The sequence below is a fragment of the Streptomyces sp. NBC_01198 genome (genome assembly GCF_036010485.1).
Lineage (GTDB): Bacteria > Actinomycetota > Actinomycetes > Streptomycetales > Streptomycetaceae > Actinacidiphila.
The window spans coordinates 4,961,858-4,980,723 of the sequence record NZ_CP108568.1 but is presented as its reverse complement, the minus strand read 5'-3'; the positions used below and the strand labels follow the sequence as shown (position 1 = coordinate 4,980,723).

The following is an 18,866-nucleotide window of genomic DNA, read 5'->3' as shown; positions in this document are numbered from 1 at the left end:
CCGGGAGGGGGGAGCGTCCGCGGATCAGGGGATCGCGGACGATCGCCCCGGGCGCACGCAGGAGACCGGCCGCAGCTGGGAGGGGACGCTGCGGCCGGTTTCCTGCGTTTCCTGCGTTTCCGGCTGCCCGCGGCGTCGCGCTTCGGCCGGGTCAGCGGCGGCGCGGGCACCGCCCGCGTGGCGGTTGCCGCGCTGCGGGCGTAGCCTCGGGGCCGAGGGGGCTGAGTACGCGAAAGAGGCGGCGCCGCCCGATGCTCCGCAACATCGCCGGCTCGCTGCTCGCGCTCATCGGAGCAGTGCTCGCCGACCGGAAGCCCTTCCGTGTCCGGTACGGCGGGCGCCACGGGCCCGGCCTCCGGCTGGACGACCTCGTCACCGAGGCCGGCGCCACGCCGGGAACCGCGGCCCTGCTCGGCTCCCTCGCCTCCACCCGCACCCGCCGTATCCACCCGCTTGCGACGACGGCTCCCGCTGCCGGGCTCGCGGCGGCCCTCCCGGCGGGCTTCGTTCCCCGACGGCCTTACGTGTGCCGGTCGGCCCGGGGGCTCATGCGCGGCGGGAGGAGGCTCCGGTGCCCTTCGTCGCGTCCAGCGCGTACACGCAGCGGTCCTTCGAGCACGCGTAGATGACGCCGTCCGCGCTGACCGGTGAGCCGGTGATCTCGCCGCCGGTCTCCAGCCGCCAGCGCAACTGCCCGCCCTGCGCGTCGACGGTGTAGAGGCAGTGGTCCTTCGACCCGAAGTGCACCCGGCCGTCGGCGACCGCGGGGGACCCGACGATCTCGCCCTGTGCCGCGAACCGCCACCGCGGGGTGCCGCTGACCGCGTCCAGCGTGTAGAGCGCACTGCCCGCGCCCAGATGGACCGCGCCGGCCGCCACCACGACCGGCTCCACGGACTGCCGCGGCTCGGTGGCGACCCGCCACCGCTCGCGTCCGCCGGCCGGGTCCAGGGCGTAGACCGTGCCGAGGTGGTCGGCGACGTAGATGCCGCCGCCGGAGGATCCGGGGCCCTGGACGTGCGCGGGCGGTGCGAACATCACCGCCGGGGCGTCGAAATGCCAGCGCTCGGCGCCGCTGCGGGCGTCGAGCGCGAGCACCCGGGTGCCCGCGGTCAGGTGGACGACGCCGTCCGCGACCACCGGCCTGGTGGGCACCGAACCGGCCGCGCCGGGCTCACCGACCGGATACGACCACATCTCGGACCCGGTCAGCGCGTCCACCGCGTGCAGCCGGCCGCCGCCCTGGTAGTAGACGGCCCGGCCGACGACGGTCGGGCCCGAGTCCGGCGACTCGAACTCCGTCTGTGCCCCGCCCCGCTCCCAGCGCAGCATCCCGCGGCCGGCGTCCCACGACTGGACCCCGCCGCCGCGGGTGCCGGTGACGACGGTGCCCGCGTCCGTCCGCACCGTGTAGACCCAGCCGTCTATCTGCGTACGCCACCGGTCGGCGCCGTCCGAGGCGTCCAGCGCGAACAGGCTCGGGCCGTCCGAGGCGTGGATGCGCCCGCCGGCCACCGCCATCGTCCAGGCGACGTCCCTGGTCTTGAACTCCCGCCGCCCGCTGGCCACATCCAGCGCGTGCACCTCGAAGGAGGTGACGTACAGCAGGCCGCCGGCCACCACCGGGGTGCCCCACACGTCGTTCGACATCCGGAACCGCCACGGCCGCCACTCCCCCGGCGGCACCGCGGCTCCTGCGCCCTGCGCGGGCACCGGGGCGGGGGCCGGGTCGCCCGCCCGGTGCGCGCCGGCTCTGCGACGGACCCATTCGGTGCCGGGCGCCGGACCGTTCGCCGCCTTGTGCCCGGCGGCGTCCGCGACGCGCAGCCCGGGGCCGATCGGCGCGGACCCGGCGAGCTGCACCGCCTCGCCCGCGCCGCGCCTGCCGTGGTTGTCGTCGCCGCCCGGCGCGTGCGCCGGAATCGGCGGCGGCTGCGCGGGGCGGGGTGGCAGCACCCGGTCTGCCTGCGGCGACCGCGGCGGCCGGCCCGCGGCGTGCGCACCGCGTCCGCCGTCCGCGGCGGCCGGCAGCCGGCCGCTGCGGCGCTGCTCTATCAGCGCCACCGCCCCGGGCGGCAGCCAGGCCGACGCCGTCCCGGTGTCGTCGCTGCCGGTCGAGAACAGATGCGGGGCCAGCTGGGCCTGCAGGTCGGCCGGGGTGGGCCGGCTCTCCGCCTCCATCCGCATGCAGGACTCGATCAGCGGGCGCAGCTCGTCGGGCAGCCCGTTGAGGTCCGGGCCCTCGCGCAGCAGCATGAACACGGTCTCCACCGGGTTCGCACCGTGGAAGGGCGAATGCCCGGTCGCGGCGAAGACCAGCGTCGAGCCGAGCGAGAAGATGTCGCTCGCGCCGCGCACGCTGCGGGAGTCGCGTGCCTGCTCGGGCGACATGTAGGCGGGGGTGCCGACGGCGACGTTGGTCATCGTCAGCCGGGTGTTGGACACCCCGGAGGCGATGCCGAAGTCGATGACCCGCGGACCGTCCTCCACCACCAGCACGTTGGACGGTTTCATGTCGCGGTGCACCAGGCCGGCGGCGTGGATCGACTGCAGCGCCTCGGCGATACCCGCGGCGAGCCAGCGCACCGCCTGCGCGGGCATCGGCCCCGCCTCGTTGACGATCTCCTCCAGCGACGGCGCGGGGACGTAGGCGGTGGCCAGCCAGGGCACGGCGGCCCGCGGATCGGCGTCCACCACGGCCGCGGTGTAGAAGCCGGAGACGGCGCGGGCGGCCTCCACCTCACGCGTGAAGCGGACCCGGAAGAGCTGGTCCTCGGCGAGCTCCGCGCGTACGGTCTTGATCGCCACCCGGCGGCCGGATGCCGAGCGGGCGAGATAGACCAGCCCCATGCCGCCGGCGCCGAGCCGTCCCAGCACCTCGAAAGGGCCGATCCGTCTCGGGTCGTGCTGCGTCAGCTGCTCCACCACTGCCCTGCCACCTCCCCGTACCCGCGTTGTTGCGGCCGTGCTCCGCGTCCGTACGCGCTGCCCTCCGCGGTCCGTTCCCCGCGCCCACGCCAGAGTACGGACCTGATTGTTCCTGGGATGGGCGTCGGTTGCGAACCCGGGGCCGTCTCGACACGCCCAGGGAGCGAACTCGTTATCATCCGCCATCCGTCGTGCGGGCAGGGACACAACGCGCCGGAAAGAGTCCAGCCTCCGTCAACTTCCGTCCAGGCGACTCACCTTGTGCGGCCCGGGTCGATGACCGTGAAGGCGGCGCCCTGATCGTCGGTGACGGCGGCGAGCCGGCCGAAGGGCGAGTCGGTGGGCTCGGCGGTCACCCGGCCGCCGAGCCTGCGCACCGTCGCCGCGGCCGAGTCGCAGTCGTCCACCCCGAAGTAGATGCGGAAGGCCGGGGGCTGCGCGTCCGGCCCGCCGGCGCCCAGCTTCATCCGCCCGGCGACCTGCCGCTCCGGGTCGGCGGCCGGCGCCCACACCTTGTAGTCGAAGTGCTCGCCGTCGCCTATCTGCTCGGCACGGTAGCCGAACACCGACTCGTAGAAGGGGTCGACGGCCGCCGTGTCCCTGGTGTGATTCTCCGTCCAGCAGAAGGCGCCCGACTGCTCGATGATCTCGAAACCCAGGTGCTCGCCCGCCTGCCACACGCCGAACATGGAGCCGCCGGGATCGACCGCGCCGACCATCACCCCGGCCTCCCCCGCCTTGTCGGGGCCGAAGACGACCTGCCCGCCCGCCGCACCGATCCGCGCTGCGGCCCCGGTCGCGTCGGACGAGGCGAAATAGATGCTCCACGCGGTGGGCATCGCCGGATCGGGCGTGGCCATCAGGGCCGCGGCCGCCTTCCCGTCGCGGAAGGCCAGCGTGTAGTGGCCGAACTCCTCGCCCTGATCCTCGAAGGTCCAGCCGAACAGCTCCCCGTAGAACCGCCGGCCGGCCGCAAGGTCGGGCAGAGCCGCGTCGGCCCAGCAGGGCACTCCCTCACTGAATGCGGACATGGTCCGGTCCCCCTTCTCGCGCGTGGCCGCTGCCTGATCGACAGCCGTTACGCCACCGTCACCAGTGATCTTCCCCACAGCCCCGGGGCCTAATTCGAACGTATGGTCAATTCTTGCGCGACCCGGTCCCCGCACACCACGAAAGTACGCAAAAGGTGCATATCAACCAGCATGGCAGCTGGAAAACAGGTTCCGGTTAGCCCCGGAAAACCCCCATTGACCTGCGACTTCCGTACCACCAGACTCCCCCTCCCCATTTGCACGCGGCCAAATCGCGCGGGGATCACCCGCCGGTAAACTGACGGCATGACAGGACAAGTTCGCACCGTCGACGGACGTGTCGCGGGTCGCCGAGGGCAGGCGACGCGGCAGAAGCTGCTCGACTGCCTGAGCGAGATGCTCAGCACGTCGCCGTACCGGGACGTCAAGGTGATCGACGTCGCACGGATGGCCGGCACCTCGCCCGCCACCTTCTACCAGTACTTCCCCGACGTCGAGGGCGCCGTCCTGGAGCTCGCCGACGAGATGGCGAAGGAGGGGGCGAGCCTGACCGGACTGGTCGCGGGCCGCTCCTGGGTCGGCAAGTCCGGCGCGCAGGCGGCCGACGAACTCGTCGACGGCTTCCTCTCCTTCTGGCGGAAGAACGACGCGATCCTTCGCGTCATCGATCTTGGCGCCTCGGAGGGGGATAAACGTTTCTCCAGAATCCGCACCAAGATCCTCACCCCCGTGACGGGCTCGCTCACCGAGTCCATCAAGGAGCTGCAGGGCAAGGGCCGCGTCGACAAGGACGTCAGCGCACCCGCCGTCGCCGGCTCTCTGGTGACGATGCTGTCCGGCGTCGCCGCCCACCAGAAGGGCTTCACCGGCACGGGCGTCAAGCAGGCCGACCTCAAGCCGAATCTGGCCCTGCTCGTGCACCTCGGCGTGACCGGCAAGAAGCCGCCGAAGTAAGCGGGGCCGCGCGCCCCGCGGTGCCCGGGTGCGGCGGCGCACCACTGCGTGGAGCCGGCGTGAGTCGGCTCAGCGCGTGCGGCGGCGAGCGGCGCGGCGGCGCGGCCAAGCGTGCCCCGCGTGCTCCACGGCAGCCCCGCCTGTGGCGCCGGGCCCCGTCGCTGAGGTTCTGCGGGCGACGACGGCCGCGCGTACGGCTCTATGACCGGCGCGGTCTGCCGCCGTCAGCCCGCGCGCGCCGTGCGGTCTGCCTGCGTCGAGCCGCGCGGCCGCCTCACACCCGCGCCAAGGGCATCCCGTCCACGGCACCCTCCCGGCAGCCGCGCGGGACGCGGGCCGCCGGCGCGGTTCGCGACGTCCCGCGCCGGACGGCGACACCCTCCCCGGCTTAGGCTTCGGCTTCGCGCGGGCAGCGCATCGAGGACGGCTCGGGCTCCCCCGTCCACCGTCCCGCCAACGAGCCCCCCGGCGACTGCGGTTGCCCGACCGCGGCATCCCCGCCCGTCGCGGTGCGGTGACCGGCCTGGCCGGCGACCTCACCGGCGACGGCTCCCCCGAGCGCGTCTGCCCTTCTTCCCCGAAGGCGATCCGCGTTCTCGCGCCTCGCCCCGCGTACCTGACGTGCCCTCCCCATCCTGGCGGCGGCCTCAGCTCCAGCGGCTACGCTCTCGACCGCACCCACTACGCCGCCACACCACGGGAGTTCCGCATGTCCGACGCCACCTCACTTCCCGCGGCAGCGGGCCCGGCCGCGACGCCGGACGCGATCGTGATCGGGGCGGGCCCGGGCGGCCTGGCCGCGGCGGCGGCGCTGCGGCAGCACGGCGTGCGCCCGCTGGTCCTGGAGCGCGCTGAACAGCTCGGCGCGTCCTGGCGCGGCCACTACGACCGGTTGCACCTGCACACCACCCGCAGGCTCTCCGCCCTGCCGGGGCTGCGGATACCCCGCGCGTACGGCCGCTGGGTCGGGCGGGACGACGTCGTGCGCTACCTGGAGCAGTACGCCGAACACCACAGCCTCGACATCACCACAGGCATCACCGTGGACCGGGTCGAGCGCGGCGACGCGGGCTGGGAACTGCCCGCCACCGGCGGCCGGGTGCTCGGCTCGCCTGTCGTCGTCGTGGCCACCGGGCACAACCATGCGCCGCACATCCCCGACTGGCCGGGCCGTGACACCTTCCCCGGCGAGCTGCTGCACGCGTCCGCCTACCGCAATGCCGCCCCTTACGCGGGCCGGGACGTGCTGGTCGTCGGAGCCGGCAACACGGGCGCCGAGATCGCCGTCGACCTGGTCGAGGGCGGTGCGGGCCGGGTACGGCTCGCGGTGCGCACCCCGCCGCACATCATGCGCCGGTCGACGGCGGGCTGGCCCGCGCAGGCGAGCGGCATCCTGGTACGCCGGCTGCCGCCGCGGATGGTGGACCGGATGGCGCCGTACATCGAGCGGATGAGCGTGCCCGACCTGTCCGCGTACGGCCTGCCCCGCCCGGAGAGCGGTCTGTACGCGCGGGTGCTCGACGGGGCGATCCCGGTGCAGGACGTCGGGCTGATCGACGCGGTGCGCTCCCGGCGCGTCGAACCCGTCGCGGCCGTCGAGCGGTTCGAGGACGGTCAGGTGCATCTGGCGGACGGCTCGCAGATCGGCCCCGAGGTCGTGATCGCCGCGACCGGCTACCGGCGCGGCCTGGAGGGTCTGGTCGGCCATCTCGGAGTGCTTGACGGCCGGGGGCGGCCCGTGGGGCACGGGCCGCGCACGCCGCCCGGCGCGCCGGGGCTGTTCTTCACCGGGTTCACCAACCCGATCAGCGGGATGTTCAGGGAGATGGCGATCGACGCCGGCCGGATCGCCAGGGCGGCAGCCCGTATCCACCGCTGACCTGCGGCGACACCCGGCTCGATCACTCGTGCGAGTGATCGTCGGCGAATGCGGAACCGGGGGCGGCCGGGGTTGCGTTCACACCATGACGGCCATCGCGGGAGGCGCGGCGACCGGCCGCCGGCGGATCACCAGGGACATCAGCGCGGCGACCGCGCACAAGGCACCGGAGGTGTACCAGACGACGTCGTACGAACCGAAGGCATCACGGGCCACACCGCCGAGAAAGGCGACGAGCGCGGCACCGATCTGGTGGGCTGCCAGCACCCACCCGAAGACGATCGCGCTGTCCTCGCCGTAGTGCTCGCGGCACAGGGTCACTGTCGGCGGCACCGTGGCCACCCAGTCGAGTCCGTAGAAGACGATGAACAGCACCATCGGCGGGTGGACGCTGTCGGCAAGCAGCATGGGGAGGAACATGAGGGAGAGTCCGCGCAGGCCGTAGTAGACGGCCAGCAGCCGGCGCGGCGACATGCGGTCGGTGAACCAACCGGAGGCCACCGTGCCCGCGATGTCGAAGACGCCGATGACGGCGAGCAGTGAGGCGGCGGCCGTCACGGGCATGCCGTGGTCGTGGGCAGCGGGCACGAAGTGCGTTTTGACGAGGCCGTTGGTGGAGGCCCCGCAGATCGCGAAGGAGCCCGCGAGCAGCCAGAAGGTTCCGGTGCGCGACGCTTCGCGGAGCGCCCGCAGCGCTCGGGTCGCGGCGCCGCGGGCGGGCGGCGGCTTGGGGACGAACTCCGTGGCGCCGTAGGGGGCCACGCCCACGTCGGCGGGGTGGTCGCGCAGCAGGAACCAGACGAAGGGGACCACGGCGACCGCGGCGGCGGCCACGATCGCGGCGGCCGGACGCCAGCCGTGGTTCTCGGTGATCCAGGACAGCAGCGGCAGGAACACCAACTGCCCTGCCGCGCCCGCCGCGGTGAGGACGCCGGTGACCAGGCCGCGGCGGGCGACGAACCACCGGTTGGTGACGGTGGCGGCGAAGGCGAGGGCCATGGACCCGCTGCCGAGGCCGACCAGGACGCCCCAGCACAGGATGAGTTGCCACACCTGCGTCATGGAGACGGTCAGCGCCGCGCCGAGCGCGATCGTCAACAGGGCGCAGAGGACCACCCGTCGGATGCCGAAGCGGTCCATCAGCGCTGCGGCGAAGGGGGCGGTGATCCCGTACAGCGCGAGGTTGATCGACACGGCCAGGCCGATCATGCCGCGCGACCAGCCGAATTCGGAGTGCAGCGGGTCGATCAGCAGACCAGGGAGGGAGGCGAATGCAGCAGAGCCGATCAGCGTCACGAAGGTGACGGCGGCGACGACCCAGGCGCGGTGCAGGCGCGGTCGGCGGCCGGGCGTCGCGGGAACACCGCCGATGGCGGGCGCGGGAACGTGAGATGTCTGCGTCACCCGATCAGTGTCCGGTGGCCGGTTGCGGGCGGCGAGTGGCCCGATGGCCATGATATGCAAGAATCGGGCCATGGCCCTCCCGCCGCTGCCACTGCCCCCGTTGTCACCGCCGCCGGCCGCGCCGCCCTCGCCCGTGCCAGGGCCCTCGCCGCGCTCGCGGCCGCCCGGGCCGGAGCCCGCACAGCCGTCGGCCGGGGTCTTCCTGCACCCCGAGCGGCACCACGTCGCGGTCTTCGCGCTGGACGGGGTGATCCCGTTCGAACTGGGGATCCCGCTGCGGATCTTCGGTTCCGCCCGGGCCACCGAGGACGGTGCGCCGCTGTACGAGATCGCGACGTGCAGCATCGAGCCGGGGATGGTGCGCACGGACGCCGACTTCCCGATCGTGGTGCGGCACGGCCTGGAGGCGCTGGCGCAGGCCGACACCGTCGTCGTGCCCGCCTCCCATGAGCTCGGGTCGGTCCACAGCGAGGGGGTGCTCACCGCACCGCTCAAGGCTGCCTTCGCGGCGATCCGGCCCGGGACGCGGGTGGTGTCGATCTGCACCGGCTCGTATCTGCTGGCCGCCGCGGGGCTGCTTGACGGCCGCCCGGCGACCACGCACTGGACCAGCGCCGATCACTTCCAGCGGCTCTTCCCGAAGGTGCGGGTCGACCCGGATGTGCTCTACGTGGACGACGGGGACCTGCTGACCTCGGCCGGGGTGGCCGCGGGCATCGACCTGTGCCTGCACATCGTGCGCCGGGACTGCGGTACGGCGGTGGCGAACTCGGTCTCCCGCCGGACCCTGGTGCCGCCGCACCGCGAGGGCGGGCAGGCGCAGTACATCCGCCGGCCGCTGCCCGAGCCGCAGCTGGCCAGCACGGAGCGGGCCCGGGCGTGGGCGCTGGACCGGCTCGACCAGCCGCTCACGCTGCGGCAGCTGGCCGAGCGGGAGTCGATGAGCGTGCGCACCTTCACCCGGCGTTTCCGGGAGGAGGTGGGGATGAGCGCGGGCCGCTGGCTGACCCAGCAGCGGGTCGAACTGGCCAGGCAGCTGCTGGAGTCGACCGATCTGAGCGTGGACCTGATCGCCAGGAGGGCCGGTTTCGGCACCGGTGCCTCGATGCGCCAGCACCTCCAGGTCACCCTCGGGGTGTCACCGACCGCCTACCGGCGCACCTTCCAGCTGTCCGGACCGGCCTGAGCGCGGTCCCGTGCGATCCGATCCGATCAGGACCGCACGGGACAGGTCGGTCAGCTCAGCGCGGCCGCGCGGTCGACCTCGCACCAGATCTGCTTGCCGGCGCCCTCGGGCTGCCAGCCCCAGCGGTCGGCGAGCCCGTCGACCAGTTCGAGTCCGCGTCCGCCGGTGTCGTCGCGGCGGGCGTGCCGGGGCGCGGGCGGGGTCTCGCTGGTGTCGGCGACCTCGACGCGTACCGGGGCGGCCGGGGCGGCGGGGAAGAGCATCCGCAGCACCGCGGGGCAGCCGGTGTGCACCACCGCGTTGGTGACCAGTTCCGAGATGAGCAGGATCAGCGTCTCGGCGACCGGCTCGTCGGCCCCTATCCCGGATCCGACCAGCCGGGACCTGGCCCAGCGGCGCGCACGTCCCACTTCCGCGGGATCCACGCCGACCTCCAGTTGCACCTGCAGCATCTGCACTGCTCACACCATCCGAACCGGCGGACACGAGGCCTCACGCCTGCCCGGGATCACCGTGCGTGATCCCGACCTCACACAGCATGATTGACCGACAGTCACCCCGACAAGCGCTTCCGTCATATTCCAGCGCAATGGACCACGGGTGCTGCATACTGTGCGGCGCATCAGGCGCGGTGCGAAACGCCCAGGCCTGCACACCCCCCGGGTGAACCGGGCGGTACTTCCTAGCGACCTTGAACGTACGCGCACCCGATGGAGCGTACCCGAGGCAGGCCCCGACTCCACCGCGTAACAAGTCACGCATCGGACACAACACCGTGCGGACGCTCCGTAATCGGACCGCGCCGGCAGGTCGCCGCAGCCGGTCAGGCGCTCAACGGCTGGGCGGCGTCGTCGGTGGCCGCGGCAAGGTCGGGGAAGACCTCGAACAGCCGGCGTACTCCGAGCGCGGCGAGCACCCGGTTGACGTGCGCGCCTTCGACGCCCGTCGCCCCCTCCTCGGGCAGCACGATCCGCAGCCGTCCGGCGCAGGACCGCATCAGCCGCCGGGCACCGATCAGCACGCCCACCCCGCTGGAGTCGCAGAAGCGCACATCGGCCAGGTCGAGCACCACGCTGCGCCGCCCCTCGGCGACCGCGTCGTGGACCTTCTGCCGTACCGCGGGCGACGAGATGAGGTCCATCTCGCCCGCGACCGTCACCACCGCCCAGCCGTCTTGCTCGGCCCGGGTCACCAGCACGGGACCGCACCTCGCCTCGCTGTCGGGTTCAGCTTCGTCATCACCTCGACCCTATGCCCGTTCACAGCCGTAACTCTGCAATCTTCCGGTCACACCCGGATAACAGACCGCCAGAACCGCTCACATGAGGGGCCAGGTTGGTGCAAAGGGACGCATGCCGTGGCGGACGACGGGTACGGTCGGATGCAGCGGCCAGCTGGCCGGTGAGGCGGCCGACGACGCGAGGAGGCGGCAGATGGCGACACCCGCACCGCCGCGCTGGGACCGCAAGATGCAGCAGCGGCTGGCTCGCGGCGAGGAGGCCGCGCTCGGCGAGCTGTACGACCGCTACGCCTCACTCGTGCACAATCTGGCCCACCGGGTGCTCGACGACGACGAGGCGGCCGACCTGATCACCCGCGAGGTCTTCGGCTACATCTGGGAGAATCCGGACGACTACGACCCCAAGCACTGCTCCCTGCGCTCCTGGATCGCCGCCCTCACCCAGAGCCAGGCGGTGCACCGGCTGCGGCAGTACGAGAGCCGCGGCTGCTCGACGCCGACCGAGGTCGAGGCCAGGGTCCGCGAGGCCAACACCGCCGCCCGTGCCGACTTCATCGTCACCTCGATGCCCGCGCCGCTGCGCGACGCGCTCGAACTCGCCTACCACGAGCGCCTCGACTACCGCGCCGCCGCCACCGGCCTCGGGGTGAGCGCGGACGAGTCGCGGCGCCGGCTGCGGCTCGGCCTGCAACTGCTGTCCACGGCGATGGAGCCGGCGGACGGCCAGGACCTGCACCCGCTGGAGCGGCGCGAGCCGTACGACGCGCGCAGCCAGAGCCCCCGGGGCCGGCCGTGAGCGGCCCGGCGTACAGCAACGGGAACGGCTCGCCCGGCGACGGCGAGGGCTTCGCGCGGGTGCCGAGCCAGCGTGACCAGCCTGGCAGTCCGCGCCCCGCCCCCGAACCGGGCCCACGGCCTGGTCCTGCCGTGCCGCCGCCGCCCGTGTCGGAGGCACCGGTGCCCGAGCCGGATCCCGGCTACCGGCTGCCGCTGTACGACCACGGCACGTTGAAGTCGCTGCTCGGCGCCTGGGCGCTGGCGGTCTGCTCGCGCGACGAGGCGCTGGCCGTCGAGGTCCACCTCACCGACTGCGCCGCCTGCGCCGACGAGGCGCTGCGGCTGCGCGACGCGGTGCGGCTGCTGCACCGGGAGGACAGCCTCGACCTCGATCCGCTGCTGCGGGCCCGGGTGCTCGAAGGGTGCCTTGGCCGCCGCCCGGCGCGCATCCCGGTGCCGGAGTGGGCCGGGCCGTACGACGCCGAGGCCGCCCGGCTCGACGCGCTGCTGCGCGACCTCGGCGACAGCTACTGGCAGGAACCGGTCGAACTGCGCTGGTACGACGGCGCCCCGGTGACGCGGAAGGTCACCGTCGGCCAGGTCATCGCCCATCTCACCACGGTGGACGGCCTGGTGGGCGCGGCCCTCGACCTGCCGGACGCGGACCGCAGGGGAGGACCGGAGCTGCCGCTGGACCCCGGAGGGCGCACCGAGGCGCTGTGGACGGCGCAGCACGCGGACCCCGCCAAGGGCGCCGAACTGCGCGAGGCCTGGCGCGGGCAGAGCCACGCCCTGCTGCGTACGGTCTCCTTCGCCGGTGGCGGCGCCGCCGGACTCGGCGTCGACTACGGGTCGTTCGCGCTGCCGCTGCGGGACGCCTTCGTGGACCGGGCGTTCGAGTGCTGGATCCACGCGTGGGACATCGCCGAGGCCGTGGCGTATCCCTACGACCCGCCGGCGCCGCGCAATCTGAACAAGATGATCGACCTGGCGGCCAGGATGCTGCCCGCCGCGCTCGCCGGCCGGCGCAGGGACGGGCTCGCGGACTCGGTCGGCCGGCTCGCCGACGCGGGGGCGCCGGGGCGCTCGCTGCTGCTGGAGATCGAGGGCGCGGGCGGCGGCAAGTGGTATCTGCCGCTCGACTCGCCGGGCGCGGTCGCCTCGCAGGACCACACGGTCGCCCATGTGGCACTGGACGGTGTGGAGTTCTGCCAGCTCGCGGCGGGCCATCTGGAGCCGGAGCGGATCGCGGTCGGGCAGTACGGCGACCGTGACGTCATCCGGGACGTGCTCTACGCGACGGCGTCGCTGTCCCGGCTCTGACCTGCCCGCGGCTCAGGCGAAGACGACCGTACGGCGTCCGTTGAGCAGCACCCGGTGCTCGCTGTGCCACTTCACCGCGCGGGCCAGTGCCTGGCACTCCACGTCGCGCCCGATGGCCACCAGGTGCTCGGGGGTGACCTCGTGGCCGACCCGCTCGACCTCCTGCTCGATGATCGGGCCCTCGTCGAGGTCGGCCGTCACGTAGTGCGCGGTCGCCCCGATCAGCTTCACACCCCGGTCGTGCGCCTGGTGGTAGGGCTTGGCGCCCTTGAAGCTCGGCAGGAAGGAGTGGTGGATGTTGATGATCCGGCCGGAGAGCTCCCGGCACAGGGTGTCGGACAGCACCTGCATGTAGCGGGCGAGCACCACCAGGTCCACCCCCTCGGCGCGCACCAGGCCGAGCAGCCGCGCCTCGGCCTCGTCCTTGGTGTCGCGGGTGACCGGGATGTGGTGGAAGGGCACGCCGTAGGAGCCGACCAGTTCGCGGAAGTCGGTGTGGTTGGACACCACCGCGGCGATCTCCACCGGCAGCGCGCCGATGCTGGTGCGGAACAGCAGGTCGTTGAGGCAGTGGCCGAACTTGCTGACCATGAGGACGATGCGCATGCGCTCGGCGGACGGGTGGATCCGCCAGTCCATGTGGTAGGCGTCGGCGATCGCCGCGAAGCTGGCGCGCAGCTTGTCCACGTCGACCGGCGGCTCGGCGGCGAAGTGCACCCGCATGAAGAACAGCCCGGTGTCGCGGTCGCCGAACTGCTGGCTGTCCACGATGTTGCAGCCGGTCATGAAGAGGTAACTCGACACCGCGTGCACGATGCCCTGCTTGTCGGGGCAGGACAGGGTGAGGACGTACTGCGGCTCGACGGGCGGCTGCGAGGGCTGTTCGTTCACCCTGTCAGCCTCGCACACACGGCCGGGTCCGTGCCGGGCTGTCCGTCACGCGGAACGCGTGTAGATCGCCAGCACCTCGAGCGAGCGCGGCGGGCTGTCCGGGTCCTCGCCGTCCGCGCCGGCCATCAGGACGTGCGCCTCGCGCGCGGCGAGGACCGCGTCCGGCCAGCCGGGGTGTTCCAGATACGCGGAGGCGGGCGCGTCGGCCCCCACCTGGTGCAGGATCTTCAGCACCCGCAGCACCGCGACGTCGACCAGCGCCGCCTCCTGCGAGTCGCGGAATATGGTGCCGACGTACTTGTCGGCGGACCAGTTGTCGAGCCAGGTGTCCTCGACGAGGCGGTAGACGGCGTCGGTGACGTCCCCGTAGCCCGCGCGTCCGGTCTGCCAGACCTCGCGCTGGAAGACCGGGTCACTGATCATGTGCAGCGCGGAGCGCACATTGCTGCGCCAGCGCCACCACGGCATGTCGTTGAGGGGCATGCCTCCCATCGTGGGGGAGACACGGCCGCGACGGGAAGACTTCTCCGAACCTTGCACGACGGGCAATCGTACGCAGTCGAACGCCGGCACCCGTAATTCACCTGAAAGTGACCGTGCGTTCCGGTGGGGACACCCTCACGTTGGGCGCGGACCGGAATCTTCCGTATCTATGACTGAACGGCGCAGGTACAGGGCTCGCCAGGTTGCCGTCCCACTGCTGGCCGCAGGTGCGCTGCTCAGCGGGTGCGGTGTGGTCCCGGGGGGATCGGGGGGCTCCGCCGGTCCCATCGTGGTGATGACCTGGGCACCCGAGGACACCGGGTCGACCAACATGCCGGGAATGCTCGCCATGGCGCAGGCCTTCGAGCACTACGTCAACGACACCGGCGGGCTGAACGGCCGCAAGCTCAAGGTGCTGACCTGCAACGAGCGCAACGACTCCGTGGCGGTCTCGAAGTGCGCCCAGCAGGCCGCCGACGCGCACGCGGTGGCCGTCGTGGGCTCGTACAGCCAGCAGGGCCGCGCCTTCACCACCGCCCTCGAAGCGGACGACATCGCCTACGTCGGCGGCTACGGCATCACGCAGGACGAGTTCCAGAGCCCGCTGTCGTACCCGGTCAACGGCGGGCTGCCCGCGCTGCTCGCAGGCAGCGGCGAGCAGTTGTCGAGCGTGTGCAAGAAGGTGGCATTGGTGCGTCCCGACACCATCACCGGCGACCAGTTCCCGATCTTCCTCGACCAGGGCCTCAAGTCGGCCGGTCGCGGCGCGGCCCGCGACCTGCCCAGCCAGGACGACGCCACGGACTACACCGACGTGGCGCAGCGGGCGGTCGGCGACAACAAGACCAGCACCTGCGTGTCTGCGGTGCTCGGCGACCACACCAGCACCTTCTTCGACTCGCTGCGCCGGCTCGGCAACAAGCCGCCGAAGGTCAGGCTGTCCTCGGTGATCGGCAGCGTCCAGCAGTCCCTGGTGGACGCCACCGGAGGCCCGGACAGCCCGCTGGAGAACGCCGTCGTCACCGACTGGTACCCGCCGGCTTCCGACCCCAAGTGGAACGAGATGAAGTCGGTCATCACGAAGTACGCCTTCTCCGACGACCGTATCGACGTCGCCGACCCCGGGGTGCAGACCACCTGGATCGCCTACACGGTCTTCGCCAAGGTCATCAGGGCGATGGACCAGGGCACGGCGATCACCGCGGGCTCCGTGCAGAAGGCGCTCGACAACACCACGGGGCTGTCCACCGGCGGCCTCACTCCCGACCTCGGCTGGACCGACACCGAACTGCTCGACATCGCCGACCACAGCCGGCTGGTCGACTCCAAGGTCACCTACCAGGTGGTCAGGCAGGGCGAGCTGGTCGAGCAGCACCCGGGCTTCGTGGACGTGGCGGCGACGATGAAGAAGGCCGCGAGCCTCAGCTGACGCGCAGGGGCGACGGGTCGGGGCCCGAGGAGGGCCCCGACCCGCCGCATCGGCACCGCACGTCGCTTCGGGCGCGGACCCGGCGCACTGTCCGGCGGCCGGCGCCGTGACTGCCGGCCGCGGGAATGTACGCCGGAATCGGCGCGAAACCTCAGAGCTGGCTGTACTGCCGCTGGGTGAGGCCGTACTTGGTGGCGATGGAGTTCCACAGCTTCACCGCGGCCTTCTTCTGGGCCGTCGCCGTACCGCTCTCCCGGTTGGCCGCCTGCTCCTCCGAGGTGTTGTGGGCGTGGCCGCCCTTGCAGACCTTGCCGCCGCCCGCGGCCTGGTCGGCCCATGCCGCGTAGTGGCCGTCGGCGGCGGAGGACGCCTGCCAGGCCTTGGTGAGCGCCGTGGTCAGTGCCGCGTGGTTGGGCAGCTTGTCGACGGCGAGGCCGCTGAGCTGGGTGACCAGACCGGAGCGCTGCGTCGCGGCGGCGCGCAGGTCGGCGGCGGCGCCCGGCAGGTTCTTGCAGCTCTTGATCGACTCGACCGCGCCGACCACCGAACTGCGGCTGGCACCACTGGTCTTGAGCAGCCCGTCCAGCGCCTTGGCCTGTGACTCCGCACCGTCGCCCGCGGCGGCGTCGGAGCTGCCGGACGCGGATCCGGTGGGCTTGCCGGTGGAGCTCGGCGTCGAGGTCGCGTTCGAGTCGGACTTGCCGCCGCCGCTCATCAGACCGCCGACCACCAGGCCGGCCACCACGCAGCCGGCCACGACGATCCCGATCAGCACCTTGGGCGACATCCGGCGGCCGCCGTCGCCGTCGTCGTAGCCGTCCTCGGCGTATCCGGGCTGCCACGGCGGGCTGCCGTACGCCTGCTGCGGCGCGTGCTGTTGTGCCTGCTGCTGTGCCTGCTGCTGGGCGGAGGGCGGCTGGATGATGCGCTGGCGCAGCGGCTCGGGGCCGGGGACGTCGTTGCGGAAGAGGTGGTCATAGTCGCTGTCGTGCTGCGGTCCCTGCTGCTGGGGCTGGTCGTAGTCGTTCTGCGCGGCGAACTGCTGCTGGCCACCGTACGACTGCGGGTCCGCGTACTGCTGCTCGGCGGCGTAACCCTGCTGCTCCGGATACTGCTGCGGCGCGGCGTACTGCTGCTGGCCGGGGAACTCCTGCCCGGCGTAGCCCTGCGGTTGCTGCTGCTGGCCGTAGGCGTCGTAGGGCTGCTGCTGCTGCTCCTGGTCGTGGAAGAGCGACAGCGGCAGCGCCTGGGTGGCGTCGGCGGGAGCGGGCTCGGGCGGCGTGCTGCCCGGGTAGGGGGGCAGCATCTGTGTGGCGTCGGCCACCGGGACGGCGTGCTGCGGCGGGGCCGCGGGTATGGGGCCGGGTCCCGCACCCGGATACGGCGGCAGCATCTGGGTGGCGTCCGCGGGCTCGACGGCCTGCGGCGGATACGGCGGCGGTGCCTGCGGCGGGACCGGCGGTGCGCCGTCCGGCTGGACGGGCTCGCCCCAGGGGGTGCCGCCGGCCGGATGGACGTGGTCGCCGTAGGCCGCGGGCGGCTGCTGGCCGCCCGGGAGGACGACGCCCCGGTACGGTTCGGGCGTTTCCTCGCCGCGTCCGTTGCTGTGCATCGCCGTTGACTCCCGCCTTCACCCAGTGTCGGACGTCTGCACACGCTACCGGGTGAAGGGGGAGGGGGGCCACGAACCCGAACGTGTGACCGCCGGGACGCTGCGTTGACGTGCGGCCCGGGGCGCCGCGGAGAGCGGCGCCGCCGGGTTTCTCCAGCACTTTGCGGCGTTCCGGTCGGACAGTGTCGGTCCGGTAACGATTCGGTCCGTACTTGCCCGTTGGCCGTTTACGCGGCCTCCTGCGTCTCCAGCCGCGCGCCGAACTCCCGTACCGACGGCTCGGCGGAGAACGGGTCGAGGCGGCGGCGGAAGTCCTCCAGATACTCCGCGCCGCGGTCCGAGCGCAGCCCCGACAGCAGCGCGACGGCCTGCGTGCCGGTGTGGCAGGCCTGTTCGATCTCGCGCTGCTGCACCTGCGCGTCGGCGAGCAGCAGCATGTCGATCGCCCGCCGCCGGGTGCGGGTGACCGGGTGCGCGGCCAGCGCCTCCTCCGCGCGCCTGGCGGCCGGCACGGCCTGGCCCAGGTCGCGGTGACAGTGCGCCAGCTCGTCGGCGAGGTAGGCGTGGTCGAAGTGCGCGATCCAGGGCGGGTCCTGGTCGGGCTCGGAGCGCTCCATGGCGGCCACCGCGAGTCCGGCGACGGTGGCGAAGGTGCGGGCGTCGCCCAGCAGCGCGTGGCCGCGCGCCTCGGCCGCGTAGAACATCGCCTCCGCGGTGTGGCCGACCTGGCCCCTGGCGCCTTCCTGCGCGGCACGGGCGAGTTGGGCGATCTCCCGCGGATTGCCCAGCGTGGCCGCCAGGTGGCTCATGCTCGCCGCCAGGATGTACCCGCCGTATCCGCGGTCGCCCGCGGCCTGCGCGAGCCGCAGCGCCTGGATGTAGTAGCGCTGCGCCAGGCCCGGCTGCCCGGTGTCCACCGCCATATACCCCGCCAGTTCGGTCAGCCTGGCCACCGCGGAGAACAACTCGCGTCCCACCGACTCGCGGTAACTGCCCGCCAGCAGGCCCGACACCACGCTGTTGAGGTAGTGCACGACGACCGGCCGGACATGGCCGCTGCCGAACCGGTGGTCCAGCTCGGTGAGTGCCTGCGTGGTGGCCTTGACCGCCTCGACGTCCGAGGCGCCCACCCTGGCACCGCCGTTGCGCGCCACCCCCTGGTCAGGGCGGGTGATCAGCCAGTCCCTGCTCGGCTCGACCAGGGCGGAGGCCGCGACCGTGGAACCGGTCAGGAAGTCCCGCCTGCCGACGTCGCTGCGCCACAGCTCGCAGACCTGCTCGATCGCGCCCAGCACGGTGGGCGCGAAGTGCAGGCCGATGCCGGTGGCCAGGTTCTTGCCGTCGGCCATGCCGATCTCGTCTATGGACACCGCGCGGCCGAGCTTGCGCCCGAGTGCCTCGGCGACGATGCCGGGCGCCCTGCCCCGCGGCTGCTGGCCGCGCAGCCAACGGGCCACCGAGGTCTTGTCGTAGCGCAGGTCGAGGCCGTGCTCCGCCCCGCACATGTTGACCCTGCGGGCGAGCCCCGCGTTGGAGCAGCCCGCCTCCTGGATCAGCGACTGGAGCCGCTCGTTCGGCTGCCGCGCCACAAGTGGCCGTGCGGCCATGGTGTCCCCCTCGTCCTCGTCAACCCCGTCCTGGTGACTGACGTCTGTACGGCCCCGGGTCCTGGCAGGCCCGCGGTCCGCGGCTCAACTTCGGTGTGTCCGGCGGCCCTACGCCACTGGGC

15 protein-coding genes are annotated in these 18,866 nt (G+C 72.9%); 6 read left to right on the top strand and 9 right to left on the bottom strand.

Annotated elements, in window-relative coordinates; genetic code table 11:
• Positions 1–546: 546 nt before the first annotated feature.
• Both OG702_RS22285 and OG702_RS22280 read right to left on the bottom strand, forming a co-directional pair.
• Positions 547–2,925 (bottom strand): serine/threonine-protein kinase, encoded by a 2,379-nt coding sequence (locus OG702_RS22285; RefSeq protein WP_327293323.1) that lies wholly within the window; start codon positions 2,923–2,925, stop codon positions 547–549.
• A gap of 257 nt (positions 2,926–3,182) precedes the next feature.
• Positions 3,183–3,959 carry a VOC family protein gene (locus OG702_RS22280; RefSeq protein WP_327290679.1) on the bottom strand — a complete coding sequence of 259 codons (777 nt, stop codon included), beginning with the start codon at positions 3,957–3,959 and terminating at the stop codon, positions 3,183–3,185.
• A gap of 306 nt (positions 3,960–4,265) precedes the next feature.
• Between OG702_RS22280 and OG702_RS22275 the strand changes: the two genes are divergently transcribed.
• The gene (locus OG702_RS22275) at positions 4,266–4,913 is read left to right on the top strand and encodes a TetR/AcrR family transcriptional regulator (RefSeq protein ID WP_327290678.1); all 648 of its coding nucleotides are present in this window, start codon (positions 4,266–4,268) and stop codon (positions 4,911–4,913) included.
• Between the two features lie 709 nt (positions 4,914–5,622).
• The gene (locus OG702_RS22270; protein ID WP_327290677.1) at positions 5,623–6,792 is read left to right on the top strand and encodes a flavin-containing monooxygenase; all 1,170 of its coding nucleotides are present in this window, start codon (positions 5,623–5,625) and stop codon (positions 6,790–6,792) included.
• Positions 6,793–6,870: 78 nt separating this feature from the next.
• Here the strand turns inward: OG702_RS22270 and OG702_RS22265 are convergent, their stop codons facing one another.
• Positions 6,871–8,196, bottom strand: coding sequence for an MFS transporter (locus tag OG702_RS22265; RefSeq protein WP_442814503.1), 1,326 nt, complete (start codon positions 8,194–8,196; stop codon positions 6,871–6,873).
• Positions 8,197–8,266: 70 nt separating this feature from the next.
• Here OG702_RS22265 and OG702_RS22260 point away from each other — a divergent pair, with 70 nt between their 5' ends.
• Positions 8,267–9,382: a GlxA family transcriptional regulator gene (locus OG702_RS22260; protein ID WP_327290675.1), complete on the top strand. Its 1,116-nt coding sequence runs from the start codon at positions 8,267–8,269 to the stop codon at positions 9,380–9,382.
• A 50-nt stretch (positions 9,383–9,432) separates the two neighbouring features.
• Here the strand turns inward: OG702_RS22260 and OG702_RS22255 are convergent, their stop codons facing one another.
• Positions 9,433–9,840, bottom strand: coding sequence for an ATP-binding protein (locus OG702_RS22255; RefSeq protein ID WP_327290674.1), 408 nt, complete (start codon positions 9,838–9,840; stop codon positions 9,433–9,435).
• Between the two features lie 365 nt (positions 9,841–10,205).
• Positions 10,206–10,580: an STAS domain-containing protein gene (locus OG702_RS22250; RefSeq protein ID WP_442814502.1), complete on the bottom strand. Its 375-nt coding sequence runs from the start codon at positions 10,578–10,580 to the stop codon at positions 10,206–10,208.
• Between the two features lie 235 nt (positions 10,581–10,815).
• Between OG702_RS22250 and OG702_RS22245 the strand changes: the two genes are divergently transcribed.
• Together OG702_RS22245 and OG702_RS22240 are read left to right on the top strand one after the other, a co-directional pair.
• Positions 10,816–11,418 carry a sigma factor gene (locus tag OG702_RS22245; RefSeq protein WP_327290673.1) on the top strand — a complete coding sequence of 201 codons (603 nt, stop codon included), beginning with the start codon at positions 10,816–10,818 and terminating at the stop codon, positions 11,416–11,418.
• On the top strand, positions 11,415–12,722 hold the full coding sequence (locus OG702_RS22240) for a maleylpyruvate isomerase N-terminal domain-containing protein (protein ID WP_442814501.1): 1,308 nt from the start codon (positions 11,415–11,417) through the stop codon (positions 12,720–12,722). The genes OG702_RS22245 and OG702_RS22240 overlap by 4 nt, the downstream gene beginning before the upstream one ends.
• 12 nt (positions 12,723–12,734) lie before the next feature.
• On the opposite strand, the gene purU is transcribed toward OG702_RS22240, so the two are convergent.
• Positions 12,735–13,613, bottom strand: a complete 879-nt coding sequence (purU, locus tag OG702_RS22235; protein ID WP_327290672.1) for a formyltetrahydrofolate deformylase — start codon at positions 13,611–13,613, stop codon at positions 12,735–12,737.
• Positions 13,614–13,658: 45 nt separating this feature from the next.
• Complete coding sequence (locus OG702_RS22230; protein ID WP_327290671.1) at positions 13,659–14,105, bottom strand: SCO4402 family protein; 447 nt, start codon at positions 14,103–14,105, stop codon at positions 13,659–13,661.
• A 160-nt stretch (positions 14,106–14,265) separates the two neighbouring features.
• Between OG702_RS22230 and OG702_RS22225 the strand changes: the two genes are divergently transcribed.
• Positions 14,266–15,525, top strand: a complete 1,260-nt coding sequence (locus OG702_RS22225; RefSeq protein WP_442814500.1) for an ABC transporter substrate-binding protein — start codon at positions 14,266–14,268, stop codon at positions 15,523–15,525.
• A 151-nt stretch (positions 15,526–15,676) separates the two neighbouring features.
• Here OG702_RS22225 and OG702_RS22220 read toward each other — a convergent pair whose 3' ends face one another.
• On the bottom strand, positions 15,677–17,137 hold the full coding sequence (locus tag OG702_RS22220; RefSeq protein WP_327290669.1) for a hypothetical protein: 1,461 nt from the start codon (positions 17,135–17,137) through the stop codon (positions 15,677–15,679).
• 227 nt (positions 17,138–17,364) lie between these two features.
• Positions 17,365–18,744 (bottom strand): transcriptional regulator, encoded by a 1,380-nt coding sequence (locus tag OG702_RS22215; protein WP_327290668.1) that lies wholly within the window; start codon positions 18,742–18,744, stop codon positions 17,365–17,367.
• Positions 18,745–18,866 lie beyond the last annotated feature (122 nt).

Bases quoted from the DNA above. Each gene is read 5' to 3' on its own strand.
- OG702_RS22280 (WP_327290679.1), bottom strand. From the start codon at position 3,959: ATGTCCGCATTCAGTGAGGGAGTGCCCTGCTGGGCCGACGCGGCTCTG.
- OG702_RS22245 (WP_327290673.1), top strand. From the start codon at position 10,816: ATGGCGACACCCGCACCGCCGCGCTGGGACCGCAAGATGCAGCAGCGG.
- OG702_RS22225 (WP_442814500.1), top strand. From the start codon at position 14,266: ATGACTGAACGGCGCAGGTACAGGGCTCGCCAGGTTGCCGTCCCACTG.
- OG702_RS22270 (WP_327290677.1), top strand. From the start codon at position 5,623: ATGTCCGACGCCACCTCACTTCCCGCGGCAGCGGGCCCGGCCGCGACG.
- OG702_RS22230 (WP_327290671.1), bottom strand. From the start codon at position 14,105: ATGGGAGGCATGCCCCTCAACGACATGCCGTGGTGGCGCTGGCGCAGC.
- OG702_RS22215 (WP_327290668.1), bottom strand. From the start codon at position 18,744: ATGGCCGCACGGCCACTTGTGGCGCGGCAGCCGAACGAGCGGCTCCAG.
- OG702_RS22275 (WP_327290678.1), top strand. From the start codon at position 4,266: ATGACAGGACAAGTTCGCACCGTCGACGGACGTGTCGCGGGTCGCCGA.
- OG702_RS22260 (WP_327290675.1), top strand. From the start codon at position 8,267: ATGGCCCTCCCGCCGCTGCCACTGCCCCCGTTGTCACCGCCGCCGGCC.
- OG702_RS22220 (WP_327290669.1), bottom strand. From the start codon at position 17,137: ATGCACAGCAACGGACGCGGCGAGGAAACGCCCGAACCGTACCGGGGC.